Source organism: Paenibacillus thermoaerophilus, assembly GCF_005938195.1.
GTDB lineage: Bacteria > Bacillota > Bacilli > Paenibacillales > Reconciliibacillaceae > Paenibacillus_W > Paenibacillus_W thermoaerophilus.
Window position 1 is genome coordinate 109,484 of record NZ_VCQZ01000006.1, and the last position, 14,762, is coordinate 124,245.

General features: G+C 62.5%; 13 protein-coding genes. 1 reads left to right on the forward strand and 12 read right to left on the reverse strand.

Annotated elements, in window-relative coordinates; all coding sequences use genetic code 11:
* Positions 1-9: 9 nt before the first annotated feature.
* The 9 genes from FE781_RS06360 to FE781_RS06400 form a co-directional block, all read right to left on the reverse strand.
* On the reverse strand, positions 10-1,101 hold the full coding sequence (locus tag FE781_RS06360; RefSeq protein ID WP_138788770.1) for a sugar ABC transporter substrate-binding protein: 1,092 nt from the start codon (positions 1,099-1,101) through the stop codon (positions 10-12).
* A gap of 163 nt (positions 1,102-1,264) precedes the next feature.
* Entirely contained in the window at positions 1,265-1,813 is a 549-nt protein-coding gene (locus FE781_RS06365) for a hypothetical protein (protein ID WP_138788771.1), read from the reverse strand.
* Position 1,814: 1 nt separating this feature from the next.
* Positions 1,815-3,215, reverse strand: coding sequence for a DEAD/DEAH box helicase (locus FE781_RS06370; RefSeq protein ID WP_170209431.1), 1,401 nt, complete (start codon positions 3,213-3,215; stop codon positions 1,815-1,817).
* Positions 3,216-3,258: 43 nt separating this feature from the next.
* Positions 3,259-4,137 (reverse strand): alpha/beta hydrolase family protein, encoded by an 879-nt coding sequence (locus tag FE781_RS06375; RefSeq protein ID WP_138788773.1) that lies wholly within the window; start codon positions 4,135-4,137, stop codon positions 3,259-3,261.
* Positions 4,138-4,156: 19 nt separating this feature from the next.
* The gene (locus FE781_RS06380) at positions 4,157-4,939 is read right to left on the reverse strand and encodes an SDR family NAD(P)-dependent oxidoreductase (protein ID WP_342774286.1); all 783 of its coding nucleotides are present in this window, start codon (positions 4,937-4,939) and stop codon (positions 4,157-4,159) included.
* A 127-nt stretch (positions 4,940-5,066) separates the two neighbouring features.
* The gene (locus FE781_RS06385; protein ID WP_138788775.1) at positions 5,067-5,525 is read right to left on the reverse strand and encodes a chemotaxis protein CheX; all 459 of its coding nucleotides are present in this window, start codon (positions 5,523-5,525) and stop codon (positions 5,067-5,069) included.
* A 115-nt stretch (positions 5,526-5,640) separates the two neighbouring features.
* Positions 5,641-6,099 (reverse strand): bactofilin family protein, encoded by a 459-nt coding sequence (locus FE781_RS06390; protein WP_138788776.1) that lies wholly within the window; start codon positions 6,097-6,099, stop codon positions 5,641-5,643.
* A 24-nt stretch (positions 6,100-6,123) separates the two neighbouring features.
* Entirely contained in the window at positions 6,124-7,338 is a 1,215-nt protein-coding gene (locus tag FE781_RS06395; RefSeq protein ID WP_170209432.1) for a peptidoglycan DD-metalloendopeptidase family protein, read from the reverse strand.
* Positions 7,339-7,512: 174 nt separating this feature from the next.
* Complete coding sequence (locus tag FE781_RS06400; RefSeq protein ID WP_170209433.1) at positions 7,513-8,235, reverse strand: M23 family metallopeptidase; 723 nt, start codon at positions 8,233-8,235, stop codon at positions 7,513-7,515.
* A gap of 140 nt (positions 8,236-8,375) precedes the next feature.
* Between FE781_RS06400 and helD the strand changes: the two genes are divergently transcribed.
* A complete protein-coding gene (helD, locus tag FE781_RS06405; protein WP_170209434.1) occupies positions 8,376-10,652 on the forward strand; it encodes an RNA polymerase recycling motor HelD in 2,277 nt (758 codons plus the stop codon).
* Positions 10,653-10,742: 90 nt separating this feature from the next.
* On the opposite strand, the gene FE781_RS06410 is transcribed toward helD, so the two are convergent.
* From FE781_RS06410 to FE781_RS06420, 3 genes are all read right to left on the reverse strand, one after another.
* Positions 10,743-12,923, reverse strand: coding sequence for a GDYXXLXY domain-containing protein (locus FE781_RS06410; protein WP_170209435.1), 2,181 nt, complete (start codon positions 12,921-12,923; stop codon positions 10,743-10,745).
* 105 nt (positions 12,924-13,028) lie between these two features.
* Positions 13,029-13,763: a DsbA family oxidoreductase gene (locus FE781_RS06415; protein WP_138788781.1), complete on the reverse strand. Its 735-nt coding sequence runs from the start codon at positions 13,761-13,763 to the stop codon at positions 13,029-13,031.
* Between the two features lie 60 nt (positions 13,764-13,823).
* A complete protein-coding gene (locus FE781_RS06420) occupies positions 13,824-14,726 on the reverse strand; it encodes a DUF72 domain-containing protein (protein ID WP_138788782.1) in 903 nt (300 codons plus the stop codon).
* Positions 14,727-14,762: the final 36 nt, after the last annotated feature.

Genomic DNA, 14,762 nt, shown 5'->3' on the forward strand with positions numbered 1-14,762 from the left:
ATCATCCGATTATTTTTTTTCCAGAGCCCGCAGCCAATCCGTGTAGCCTTGCTCGCTGCCGCCCCAGCCTTTGACATACTGGCTGAGCTCAGCCGTGGAAATTTGTTTGTCCTTCGGCAGCGCGTCGCGGGTCACGAACGACGGATCAAGCTCGACGACGTCAGGCGTTTGCTCGCCTTTGAATTTGTGATACAGGTAACGCACCTGAACTTTGCCGATATCCTTCGGATCGACCGCCGCCGATGCGACCCAGGAGAAATTCGGGTCCTGGATGATTTGCAGATCCTCGTCGCTCATGTCGATGCCGTAGATTTTAATTTCCGTGCGGCCGGCCTGCTGAATCGCGCGGGCTGCGCCTTTGGCGAACTCGTCCCAAGACGCCCATACGGCCGTGATGTCGCCTTTGTTCGGGTATTTCGTCAGAATCGCTTCCATTTGCGCTTGCGTGTCGAGAGCGGTGTTCTGCGTAGCCGCCCCGAACGCCGCGACTTCCTTGATGTCCGGATATTTGGCCCGGAACGCTTCATAAGCGACTTGGCGGCGCTCCATCGGCGCGAAACCGGCCACCCAGATTTTGACGATGTTGCCTTTGCCGCCGATATCTTTGGCCAACTGCTCGAGCGACAGCTCGGCCAGCTTTTTGTCGTTTTGCTGCAGGACGGTTACGCCCGGCACTTTCAGGTCCGCGTCAAACGCGACAACCGGAATATTTTTCTCGACGGCTTTTTTGACGCCCGCTTCGAGCGCTTCGGCCGTGCCGTGGTCGATCAGGATGCCGTCAAATTTCTGGTTAATCGCCGCGTCGAGGTTGGACGCCATTTTGGCGAGGTCGTTGTCCGACGCGAATACCGTCACCTTGCCGCCGAGCTTTTCGGCTTGTTCCTTTACGCCTTCGATATATTGGGAGGAAAAAGTACCGATGTTCAACTGCATGATCAAGGCGATTTTTTTGCCGGCCAGTTCCCCGCCGGCAGCTTGGCCGCCTTCGCCCTGCGAAGCGTCTCCTTGCGTCTTGCCTTGGCCGCATGCCGACAGAACGACGGAAAAGGCGAGAAGTACCGCAAGCAGCGACCAACCCCACTTGTTTCGACTTTTGTTCATGTTCGCGTGTTCTCTCCTTTATGTGGCGGACAGGTAAAATAGAGCGGATTACCAGCAATTCCTAGTATACCTATCGGCTTTATTTTACCAGATCATATCATGCCGATATGGGCCTGTCAATCGTTATTTTAAGTTTAGGGCCGCCAGGTTCGAGCCCGCGGCCTCACCGGTCCAAGCCCAGCGTCAAGACAATTTCTTTCCCTCTAAACTGAAGATCGCGGATGACGATGGGAGCGGGCAACAGCTCGGCCAGCGGAAGCGAGTAATCCGGCACGCGGAACCAGGAGGCGGGCACGCTCAGCGATTTGATGTTCGTCTCCTCGTGGCGCACCGTGAGCACACCGTCCCGCCAGATCAGCCGGAAGGTCAGCCGGGCCCCGATATCCGCCCGTTCCCGATACCGGAGATTCAGATCGGCGCTTACGCGGTCCCCATCCAGCCGCAGATCGGCCCCGACGATTTCGACCCCCGGACGGGGCCTTCTGTTGGCGGAGAGCTGGGCCATCACGAGGCTGCGGATATCGCTCTCCGTCAGTACAAGCTCGGGATTGCCCGTCAGCAGCCCCTGAAGCAGGTTGGCCCGCGGTTTAAACGGCTTGTAGTCCAGCGTCAGCTCTTTGTCCGGGCGGACGTAGATCAGCAGGGCGCAAGCCAGCGCCGCCAGCGCGAACAGCCCCGCGATCAGCCCGAACAGGATGCGTCTCGCTCTCATGTCAAGCCTGTCCCTCCGGAGACGCGCCCTGCTCCCATTTCGCCTTCAGCCATCTGGGCGCGCCTTTGTTTTTGTCCTGTTTTTTGGCGGCCTTTTTCTTCTTGGCGGGCGCCGCCGGAGCAGCCGACGACGGCTTCCCCTGAGCCGGCTTTCTCCCTGCCGGAGCCGCAGCCGTCCTGACGGATGCCGTCCGGATCGGAGCCGACGACGGCTCCCGCTTGCGGCGGGCCGCTTCGCGTTCCTTAAGCTTGGCCGCCTCCTCCGGCGACAGCGGCGTCACGAGCTTGCCGCCGATCAGCACTTTCCGCTCAATCGGAACGCGGAGCTGCTTCTCGAATTTCTTGACGATAAATTCCTCGTTTTTCGCCGCCAGCGATATGACCGTACCCGGCGCTCCCATCCGCCCGGTCCGCCCGGACCGGTGGACGTAGGCGTCCGCGCTCGGCGCGGGATCGAACTGGAACACGTGCGTCAAATTGGGGATATCCAAGCCTCGGGCCGCGACGTCCGTGGAGATCAGCACCTTGATCTTCCCTTTGCGGAACTGCTGCATGACGGCCGCGCGCCCCTGCTTGCTCTGCTGGCCGAACAGCGTGTCCGCCGCGATGCCTTCCCCGCGCAGCCGTCCCAGCAAATCGCGGATCGGCCCCGTCTCGTTCACGAAGACAATCGCCGCTTTCGGCTTCAGCGACTTGATCAGATTCGCCAGGACATTTTTTTTGTCCCGGGCTTCCGCCGTCAGATAGACGTGCGTGATCGCGCGCGGCACGCGTTCGTCCGGCGAGATCGACACGAACCGCGGCTCCGGCATCCAGCGGCGCGCCAGCTCCAGCACGGGCTCCGTCACCGTCGCGGAGAAAAATCCGATGCGCCTGTCCCGGGGGGCCGCCTTCAGCACCGTTTCGAGATCGCGGTCGTCCCCCAGCTCAAGCAGTTGATCCGTCTCGTCCGCGATAATCCATTTCGCCTGATGCAGCGACAGCTTGCGCAGCTTGATCAGCTCCGCAACGCGGCCCGGCGTTCCCACGATGAGATGGGGTTTCTCCTTGAGCTTGTCCACCTGGCGCTCCAGCGAAGCCCCTCCGATCAGCATCTGGGTCCGCAGCGCCGTGCCGGCCGTCCAGTATTCGGCCTCCTGTTGAAGCTGAGCCGCCAGCTCGCGGGTCGGCGCAAGCACAACCGCCTGCACGGCCTGGGAATCGGCGTCGATCCCCTGCAGCACCGGCAGCAAAAACGCCAGCGTCTTGCCGGTGCCCGTGCCCGAGCGGGCCACGACGTCCTCGCCTCCGGCCAATGCCGGAACGACCTCGCTCTGTACGGGCGTCGGCGATTCGTAACCCCGCTCGGCCCATTTGTCGGCAAGCCAGCCGGGAAGGTTCAGCACAGCAACTTGTTTATTCATCTCTCTCATCCTGTCTTTGTTCCGAATCCTTCTCGATCCGAGATCATTCCTTCATTTTAGCCGATTTGCCCGCCCGCGGCAAAGGTGAAAACTCCCCCGATGATCCGCCCGCCGCGCCGACGGCGCGGAACCATTCGCAGATCGCGGCCGCGGCTTGCTCCTCATATTCGGGCAGGAAGACATGTCCGCGGCCTTCGCACAGCAGCACCTCGTGCGGTTTCCCGGCCGCGGCGAGCGCCCCGGCCAGCCGGCGGGCGTGCTCCGCCCCGACGTTGTCGTCGGCGGTGCCGTGCACGATCAAGACCGGAGCCGAGATCGCGTCCGCCCAATATACGGGCGATCTTTCCCGGTAGGCTTCGGCGTCCTTGACCGGATGGCCGACGACGCGCTTGAGCATGCGGCGCAGATCGACGCGTTCCTCGTACGTCAGCAGCAGGTCGGATACGCCGCTCCAGACCGCGACGGCGGCCACATCGTCCGGCACGTCCCGCGCGGCCATCATCGCCATGATGGCTCCGCGGGAGAAGCCGACCAGCGAGACCGGACGACCGTCTGTCTCCGGCAGCTCCCGCAGAAGCCGGATCGCCTCGTATACGTCGTGGCGGTCATCGCCTCCGAACTGATCGAAGCCTTCGCCGCCTTCGTTGCCGCGGTACAGCGGAGCGAATACCGCGTACCCTTGCCGGGCGAACGCGGCCAGCCTTCCCGGTTGCACCATGCCGATGCGTTTGATGCCGCCCCGGCAGTAGACGAGACCAGGCAGCGGCCGCGAATCGCCGCCCGGCTCCTCCGGTTGTGGCAGCGCCAGCAGCCCCTTGACCCGAAGCCCCTGGCTCTCGTACGTGATCGCGTACATCGCGATGTCCGGGTACGGATCGTCCAGCCGCATCCGCTGCGGCAAACGCCGGTCTGTCCGCATCATCTCCGTCTTTCGCCTCGCTTTATCGCAGCTTGTTCAGGAACTTCGCCGCCATTTTTTCGTAACCGCCGGGCCACAGCCCGAACAACCGGGCTCCCCAGCGCGCGTACGCCGGCAGATCCACTTCGCGCATGCGCCGTTCGACCGCTCTCGCCGCGTTCTCCGCAACCTCGGACGGCTTCAGCATGAAGCGCTTCACTTTGGCCGCGTAAGCGCCGCCCGGATCGGCCTTGCCGAAAAACGGCGTGTCCACCGATCCGGGATTGATCGCGGTCACCGCGATCCCCGTCCCCGCCAGCTCCAGCCGCATGCTGTTGACGAAGCCGAGCAGCGCATGCTTCGAGGCGGCGTACGCGGACGCGCGCGCACTTCCGATTTTGCCCAATATGGACGCGGTATACACCAGATGGCCGGTGTCCCGCTCCAGCATGTCCGGCAGTACGGCTTTCGTGCAGCGCACCGCGCCCAGGTAGTTCACGTCCATCATCGCGGCGTAATCCTTCACGGACATATCGGAGACAGCGCCGTACCGGGCAAATCCGGCGTTGTTGACCAGCACGTCGACGCTCCCGGCTCTCTCCGCCGTCTCCGCGAACGCGGCCGCCACCGACTCGTCCGAAGTCACATCGAGCCGGACCGCGTATGCCGGGCCGGGCAACCGGACCGCCAGCGCCTCCAGCTCGGCCGTCGACCGCGCCATCAGCACGACCGTCGCGCCTCTCTCCGCGAACGACTTCGCCATGGCGGCCCCGATCCCGCTGGAAGCGCCGGTAATCGCAACGATTTTCCCTTTCAGCGGCATCATCCCGCACCTCCCTCGCGTATGGCCCCGCCTCTCGCCGGAAGCGGTTCGTGAGCCCCTGCGGCACAAATCCCCGGTCCGCAAAAAAACCGGCGCGGACGCCGGTTCGGTCGCTTTCTATGCAACTGGGTCACGCCACGATGACCTGAATGTTCATCTCGCCGATCTGCTCCAAAAACAACGGAACCGTCAGCGCTTTGGCCCGTGCGTACTGCTGCGCCGTATCCATGCGGATCACCGCAGGCGGCGTAATGTCGATGTGAATGCCTTGATTGTAGAGCAGCGTGCTGGCGTTGCCGCTGATCATGTTGCCCAGCTCGGATATGGCGCTCTCGCTTATCTCGTCCAGCTCGGAAACGGCGAACCCGCCCATCATCACCGAAACCAGTTTCAGGGCGACAGGCTCGGGAAGCCCGAACATCACGTTGCCGGTCATTTGCCCCGTTATGCCTATACGGATATGGATATAATCCTGGGAGACTTTGATCTCTTGCAGTCCGAGGTTCCCCATCGTGGGTCTGACCTGAATCAACTGCTCCAGCACGGAGCGCGCCGATTCCAAAAAGGGGTTGATGACCTCCGCCTTCATGCCTGCCTCCTTCGCCGGGGTTACGGCTTGTCACAATTTGCCTCTATTATATCGGAAAAATTCCCCGGCGTATAGGCGTATTGCCGTTTTTTGTCGAAGAATCGCGTCGAACCGCTTATCCCGCCGCTTGGGACTCCGGCTTGTCTTTGCCCGATTCCTTCGCGTTTTCCCCTTTGGCCTTGATCGGGATGGCGTCCTTGCCCCCGGCCGGTCTCGGCTCCATCTTCGACGAACCCTGGAACAAAGCGCCTTCGGCGATGTTCAGCAGCCCGGCGTCGATCGTGCCGAACAGCTTGCCGCTCTCCGCCAGCACAAGCCTGCCCTCCGTCTTGACGCTGCCGTGAATGGTCCCGGCGGCGTATAGGTTGCGCGCGACGATGTTCGAGTGGACAACTCCTTGTTCCCCGATGGACACGTCTCCCGTGCTTTCGATGTCGCCGCGGACATGGCCTTCCACGCGCAGCCCCGCTTCGCTTACGATTTTGCCCTCGATAACGGTTCCTTTGCCGATCAGCGTCTCGACGTGCACCGGTTTGCCTCTAGCGCCGAACAGCCTCTTCTTACTCCCGAACATAGCCTTCCTCCTTTTCCCTTTCGTTCAGCTTTGCGACGAAGGCAAGTATTTGGCCGGATTCACCGGCTTGCCTCCGACTTCCACCTGATAATGGAGATGCGATCCCGTACTGCGTCCGGTCGAGCCGACCCGGCCGATCAGCTCGCCCTTTTTCACCGTCCGCCCCGGTTTCGTCAACACTTTGCTGAGATGCATATAAATCGTCTGCAGAGCAGCCGTATGGCGGATGACAATGAAATGGCCCCTGGACGAATCGAACCCCGTCTGGAGGACGGTTCCCTCGGCGGCGGCATACACGTCGTCTCCCGTTTTTCCGTCGATGTCGAGCCCTTCGTGCATCGTCGTTTTTCCCGTAAACGGATCGCGGCGATAGCCGAAGCCCGACGTCACGAGCCTGGAACGCGTCGGCCAGATCGACGGCGTCGCCCGCTGCAGCTTCTCCTTCCGGCGAAGCTCCTCCGCAAGCTCGCTCAGGTCGGCGTCCAGACGTTCCGACTCCGCCGCGAACGCCTGGAACCGGACGGACAACCGCTGCGGCTCGGCCTTGGCGACGTCAGGGCCGTCCCCCGGCGGGGGAGCGTATCCGCCGACGGCGGCACGGGAAACCGCCGACAGGGCGGTAACGCCGGACTTGCGGAATTTCGGCTCCGGGCCGAAGCCGATTCCGGTTCCGGGGACGTACCGGACCTTGCGGGACGAGCCTTTCGCCGCGTACCAGGGCGGGTTGTACGCAAGCGCGATATCCGGCAAGCCTGCACCCGCATACGGCGCGCGGCCGGCGGAAAAGTCGGACGCCGATTCCTCCGGATCGTCCGCAACCGGGGGTTGGGCTTGCGGCAACGCTCCGGCCGTCTGCCGGGGCGGCGGCGAAACTCCCGCGAGCCCTTGCAGCTCTTTCTCCAGCGACCGCAGCTCCGCGAGCCTCCGTTCCACTTCGGCCGCCTGCGCGGACAATTCCGCGATCCGGTTCTGCAGCTCGATTAATTCCGATTGCTTGCGGTCGATCAATTCCTCGTACCCGGCTTGCTGGCGTTCGATCTCCTGACGGAGCGCTTCCGCAGCCATGCGCTGGGCCCGATGCTCAAGCGCCACCCATGCGCCGGTTCCCAGCAAAGCCGCAAGCGTCATGACTCCCGCCGCTCGCACTCCCCGACGCGTCACGTGCAGCTTGCGGACCGGACGGGTCGAATTGGGAATAACCAGCAGCGTCACTCGGTTGTCTTGCTTCGGATTCCACATGACCGCTCCTTTCCTGAACCGGGAATGTGTCGAAACTCGACACTCCATTCATATGTAGGCGATGCGGCGCATATACCCGTCCTGTTGCAACTAATCGGCGGACAACCGTTTAATCCGTTCCGGAACCGGGCAATAAAACACCGCCGGAAGCCCGGCGGATTTCGGTCCAAACGATTATTGCTGCAACGCCCACCAGCGAAGATGCACATACGGATCAACCGTTTTCCACGGCGAGACGTTGGTTTTGTAAATGCCGAAATGCAGATGCGGCAAAAAGTTTCCCGACGTGCCGACGGGACCGTATCCCGTATCGCCGACATATCCGATCAGTTGCCCTTTGCGGATCGTCGATCCCATCCCGATGCCGGCTGCGTATCCGGACAGATGGGCATAATAGAAGGCCGTGGAATCATCGACCTTGACCGTCAGACGCCAGCCGCCGTATTGGTTCCAGCCGTAGTTGATGACCGTTCCGCCCATCGCCGCGTAGACGGGCGTACCTTTTTTGGCGAAAATGTCCACGCCTTCGTGCGAGCGGGTCGTGTAACCGTCGGGAGTCCAGACGCGCTGCTCTCCGTATGTGTTTTCAAATGGCTGATAAGTTCCTTTTTTCAGGGGGAATTGTCCCGACGCGTACGTGCTCGGCTTGATCGGGACCTGAATCTTCAGCCCGGCCCAGACGATATCGGGGTTGGACAACTGCGGATTGGCGCCGATCATCGCCCGAAGCGGAATGCCGTATTTCTGGCCGATTTTCCACAACGTATCCTGCGGTTGAACGGTGTACGTCCAGCTCGCCTGCGAACCGCCGGCCGCCGAACCCGCCTGCGCCGAACCGGCGAACAACAGAAGACTTGCCAACGAACTCACCAAAATTCGGGTTGTCTTGCTTGCCAATGTCACACTCTCCTTTTGTTGGCCGTTGTAGGGGTTCCCTTCCATCGTAACCGAGCGAGAGGGCGATTGTAAGCGTTATATAATGGAAAACGGCCGGGCTTCGTGGTATGATACATGTTCATGAAGGAGTGTGGTCGGACATGGACGAACGTGAACTGCAGGCGGAACGGCTTCGCCTGAAAGCCGTGACGGCCGTCATCCGCAAACAGTTGGACGAATGGGAACAAACGGAACGCAAACGCAAATCCGATATGAACGAATTGGCGAAGCATCTGTGGGAGGAAGTGACGATCGACCCGCAGGCGTCCGCCGAATCGGCCGTCAGCCTCAGCCAGCAGACGCAGGTCTGGGCCGAGTTGCACCGCAGCTACGGGCACGCGTCGGCGATGCGGCAGGCGCTCGAAGCAGCGCTGCCGTCTCCCTATTTCGCCCGCATCGACTTCCGCGAGGAAGGCCAATCGGCGGCCGAGCCGGTATACATCGGCAAACGCTCGATCGTGGACGAAGCGTCGGGGCGGTATTTGACGCTCGACTGGCGCGCTCCCCTCGCCGGGGTCTATTACGACTACGGCCTGGGCGAAGCGCGGTACGAAACGCCGGAGGGCGAGGTGCGCGGTTATGTCGACCTGAAGCGGCAGTACCGAATTCGTAACGGCGAGCTCGAATTCGCGATCGATACCGGCCTGCAGATCGGCGACACGATCCTGCAGGAGATGCTGTCCCGCAACGCCGGGGAACGCATGCGCAGCATCGTCACCACCATACAGCGCGAGCAGAACGCCGTCATCCGCGACGACCATTCGCCCGTGCTGATCGTACAGGGTGCGGCCGGCAGCGGCAAGACGTCGATCGCCCTGCAGCGCGTCGCATATCTGCTGTACAAATACCGCAAACGGATCCAAGCGGAACATATCGTGCTGTTCTCGCCGAACCTTCTGTTCGCGGATTACGTGTCGGGGGTTCTCCCGGAGCTGGGCGAGTCGAACATGCGCCAGATGACGTTCCACGACTACGCGGCCGGCCGGATCGGCAAGCAGCTTCACGTCGAGGACCGGTACGCGCTTATGGAAAAGCTGCTCGCCGAAACCGACGAGACGGAGCGGGCCCGGCGGGAAGCCTGCATCCGGTTCAAAACGTCGGCGGACTACATGCGCATCATTCTTCGCTACATCGGGCACTTGGAGCGCGAAGGCGCCATATTCCGCGACGTCATCTACCGGACGAAGCCGATCGTGACGGCCGAGACGCTGAGAGACTGGTTCTACGGCCGTTATGCGGCGGAACCGGCGCACGTCCGGCTGGACAAGATGAAGGAAAAGATTGTGGACGCGGTGAAGGTTTACGCCGTACGGCAAACGAAACGGGTATTCCGCCAGCTCCAAAACGATCCCCGTTACCTCGGCACCGACAAAGAATTGATGGATTGGGCGAAAAGGCGCGTCGGGGAACGGATCGACGAGATTCTCGAAGAGGTCGGGGCTTTCGGCTTCGTGGACATTCCGGCGATGTACCGGCAACTGCTGGAGGACGAAGCGCTGTTCCGGCGTATGGCCGAAGCGGCGGGAGCCGCCGTGCCGCCGGACTGGACTTCCATGAAGACCTACGCGCTGGAATGGCTGTCGCGGTCGACCGTGCCTTACGAGGACGCGACAGCCCTCCTGTACATGAAGGAGTCTCTGGAAGGGCTTCAGACGTTTAATCCGGTCCGCCACGTCCTCGTCGACGAGGTACAGGATTACGACGTGTTTCAGTTGTACGTGCTCCGCAAGCTGTTCCCGCGGGCCCGGTTCACCCTGCTCGGCGACCTGAACCAATCGATTCTCGCGGAAGCCGGATTAACCGGATACGGTCCGGTCGAAGACGTATTCGGGCGGGAGCATTGCCGGACGTTCCGTCTGACGCGCAGCTACCGCTCGACCATGGAGATTTCGGCGTTTACCACCTCGCTGCTTCCCGAGGGCGAACCGGTCGAGCCGGTCACACGGTCGGGCCGCCGTCCCGCGCTCGTCATCGCGTCCGACGCCGGGCGTATGACGCAGCTTGCCGCCCGGGACGCCGCCGCCTTGCTGGCGGACGGGCTGCAGTCCGTCGCCGTCATCTGCCGCACGCAGGCGGACGCTTACCGTGCGCACGCCGCGCTGCGGGCCGAAGGCGCGGCGGCGCGGCTGCTGACCCGGGACGATGCGCGGCTGGGCTCCGGCCTGCTCGTCCTCCCGTCTTACCTGGCCAAAGGACTCGAGTTCGACGCCGTGCTTGTATGGGACGCATCGGCCGGCACGTATGTCCGCGAGTCGGAGCGCCGGCTGTTTTATACGGTATGCACGCGGGCGCTTCACACGCTGCGCTTGTATGCGGTCGGCGAGCCAAGCCGTTTCGTCGCCGAAGCCGATCCGGAGCTGTACGACGTCGAATCGTAAAGTCGGCAACCCGGCATATATCCGCCCGAACCGGCACATGGCAATAAAGCCGCTTTGACCCGCAGCCTGCGGGTCAAAGCGGCTTTTGCGCTATCTCTCCGCCACATCGGCGAGAATGGCGTCCCCGCCTTTGCCGACTTTGACGATCGCGTATCGGACCCGTTCCTTCAGAGCCTTGCCTTCGCCCTCGGGAACGTAAAAGTGCTCGATTCCGTATTCCACCCGGCCGGGCAGACCTTGGGTTCTCCCCGTGATCCAGACCAGATCCGTACGGGCGGCCGCTCCCGTCTCCGTCTCGCGCAATCGGCCGTTCAAGCGGTACGCTCCCGCGTACCGGTAGATCCCCTCCCCGCGATCGGGAGCGAGCGCAACCGATATGCGTCTGCCCGGCCGCCACTCCCTGTCTTCGCCGGCCGCCTCGCCGAACGGACTTCTCTCGAACTCGAACAATTCGCCGATCTCGTAGCTCAAGAGGAGATAATCTCCCTGCAGCAGCGATCTCGGGGCTTCGGACGACAGTCTCAGCTTGATCTCGGTTCCTTTCGCCAGCAGCGTCTCGCTCTTCGCGGCTTGCACGCCCAGCAGCGCAAGCTGCAAGACGATCAGCGCGGCCCACCATCTCCGGCCGACCCGGCGTTCGGGACGCGGGAACGCATAACCCGACCGTTTCTGCAAGGCAAAGGTGACGAACAGCACGATCAGGCCGAGTCCGGCCAATGCCGCCGATTTGTGCAGCAGCTTCCAGGCGAGATCGTAATAGAGGTGTACGAAAAACATCGCCCAAGCGGCCAAGGCCGTCCGGTACCGGAACGTGTCGCTTCTTTTCTGCGCCAGCAGCACGGCCGCCGTGACGACGGCGATAAACAAACCGTTGTAGAAGACATAAGCGCCGTTGACGGCGCGCTCTTCCAGTAGAATGGCGTAGAGCGACACCCAGCCGCCGATCCATGCCAGCCGGCGGAGCCATTCGTGCAGGAAGCCCGCATAAGCCGCGCCCAGATTGACCAGTCCAATCGCCAGCCAGACGGCCGAATTGTTATCGGCCCACAGCTTCAGCAGCGGCCACGCCAGCGCGTTCAGCCAGATCCAGGTCATCAGCTTGGCTCCGACCGAACTTGTCTTCCACAGGTACAAGGCGAGCGCCGCGATCAGCGCCAGCGCATAAGCGGGCTCGTGATTCAACGCCTTAATAAACGCCACGCCACCCGCCATCAGCGTGCCCGTCAGCCAGATCGCATGCCGTACGACATCGTATCGGGAGGAAACGGCCAGCGATCCCGCTATCCACAGCAGACCCGCTCCATAGAAGAACCGTTCGTCGATATCCTCGAACAGCAGCACCAACAGCCCGATCAGGCACGAGGTGCCGATCAGCGAAGCGACCGCCGACACGACGGCGACAAGGACGCGGCTGGCGTAGCGGGCCCAGCGTTCATCCCGGCTTTTGGCCGAGTGCCGCAGCTTGCGGACGAAATGCGCCGCGCCGGCAACCAGGCCGGCCGCCGCAATCAAGCCGGCCAGCAGGAACGATTTGTTCCAGTAATGGGCCGCCAGCTCGACGAATTTGAACAGGACGAATACGCCGCTTGCGAACGCCGAGAGCATCCAGAGCGCCCGATGCTTGCCGTTCCTTCCGAACGCGGCGACGCTCGCGCCGATCAGCGCCGCATACCCGAGGTTGACGGTCCAACTGAGTCCGGGGGACTGCCAGTCGATAACGGAGGCCGCCAGCATCGCCGCATGGAACAACACCAGAGTCGGATACGGCAGCCACGCCGCCAACGACCGTCCCCCGAGCCCCGTCCAGGCAGCCGCGAACAGAAGCGCGTTCAGCCCGGCGAAGCTGAGTTGGAACGCAAGCGATGAAGCGTCCCATACTTCGTCCGCGTACGATCCCGCCGTCAACTCCAGCAGTATAAACGCCATCACCGCGTAGGTGCGGTACTTCGTCAACAGCCAGAACAGCAAGGCGGGCAGAAACCAGACGGCAAACAGCACGTAGCTGTCCGCATGGGAATTGTAGATTTGGCCGATCAATGCCGCCGACACGCCGAAAGCGACCGTTCCGCCCGCGATCGTCCAAGCGGGAAGCCAGGTCCGAAACACGGCGGGAAACAAGTAAAAAGCAAGCATCAACCCAAGGCTGCAGCCGATTTTGACTTGCCGGCCAAGCGCCGGCCAATTGGAGGCGAAGAAAAAAATCACGGCGCCCAGAAGCAGAATCAGCGCCCCCGTATACCCAAGCTGATAACCTCGCTGCTTGAGGCCCATCTTCATCCGGCTCCTTCCGTTGGTTCCTTCATGCTTCGAACCTGTCGCGGGCTAACAACGGCCGCCGATTCTTCGGCGAAACGGCAGCCGATAAGCCCCAAGCGGTCACTGGCCGTCCCCGCGGTTCCTCTCGGGCGCGCATGTTCCGTCCGCGCAGACGCCGCCGTCCGCCGAACCCGCTCCGGGATTAACCATCGTCAGCGGCTTCGATTCCTCCCAGGCTTTCCGCAGCACGTCCAGGAACACGTCGGGGGACTGCGCTCCGGACACGCCGTATTTGCGGTCGATGACATAAAACGGCACGCCTCTTATGCCCAGAGCGGCTCCCTCCTGCTCCTCGCGGCGAACCTCGTCGGCGAATTGCCCTCCGTCCAGCACCCGGGCGGTTTCCTCCCGGTCGAGTCCGGCTTGCGCCGCGATCTCGATGAGGGTCTCTCTCTCACCGATATGCCGGGAATCGGTAAAATGCGCTTTGAACAGCAGCTCCGACACTTCCGCCCGTTTGCCGAACTGCGCCGCATAATGGGTCAAGCGATGGGCATCCAACGTATTCGTCAGCTTTAGCGTATCCATCCGGTATTCGAGGCCGACCTCGGCCGCCTGCCGGACGACATCGTCATTCCAAGCTTTCGCCCGTTCCCGGCTCATCCCGTATTTCGACGCGAGCATATCGTGGACATCGTAGGGCACCGACACAGGCGCATCGGGGTCCAGCTCGAAGCTGCGGAAGGTCACTTCCACGCGATCTTTATGCTCGAACCGCTCCAGCCCGGCCTCGAACCGGCGCTTCCCGAGATAACAAAACGGACACGCGAAGTCCGACCAGATCTCTACTTTCATCCTATTGCCTCCTTGGATATGGAATTCTCGCTTATTCACCACAACCGGACCGGCTGCGCGTCAGAACAGCTCCATCTGCCGGGGGATATCCGGCTCCCGGCGCTGTCCGAGCAGCGCCATCAGCTTCTTGGCGCTGCCGGCCGCATGTCCGCCGGAGTTGTTGTTGAAAATGACATAAACGTTGCGAGACTGCGCCTCAAGCGATTGGATCAGCGGCTTCCACTCGGCCAGCTCCCGCTCGCTGTAATCGTACAAATAGCGGACCTCCCGCCAATTCGGCGCATTCGAAGCGCGCCAGCCCGCCGCGTTCCGCCCGTGGAACCGGACGACCGTGCCCTCGCTGTGCGTCGCCGCCGGAACGATCGGAACCGAACCCGGCATCACCTGCGGCTCGTCGCAAACTGCGTGCATCCAGCCCTGCTCCCGCAGGAAAGCCAGCGTCCGCTCCCGATATTCGGGGCTGTACCAGCTCTGATGCCGGAATTCGATCGCCGCGGGCCAATCGCTGGCCAGTTCCCTCACCCGGCACAGCCGCTGCACATGCTCCCGGGTACAGTCGAACCACGGGGGAAACTGAAACAGCACGGCCCCCAACTTGCCCGCTTCGCGGATCGGAGCAAGCGAATCGGCGAACGCGGCGAATATCGCTTCCTCCGAAGCATACGGTCCGAAGTCCGCGTCCGCGCCAGACGCTCCCCCCGCCGAGAGTCCCGAACGCCCGCCGCCCCCGCGCCGCCGCTCGTGACCGGTCATGCCCTGGTACGCCTTGACGACAAACCGGAATTCGGACGGCGTCTCGTCTACCCATTTGGCCGTCACGCGCGCGGGCTGGATCGCATAAAACGAGCTGTCCACCTCGACCGTCAGAAAATGCTCGGCATACGTGCTCAGCTTGCTGCCGCGTATGCCTTGTTCGTATAACGAATCATGGTCGCCCCATCCCGCAAGTCCAATGACGATCATCGCGCCCCTCCTTCCGGCTTCCCGCTCGCGGCCGCC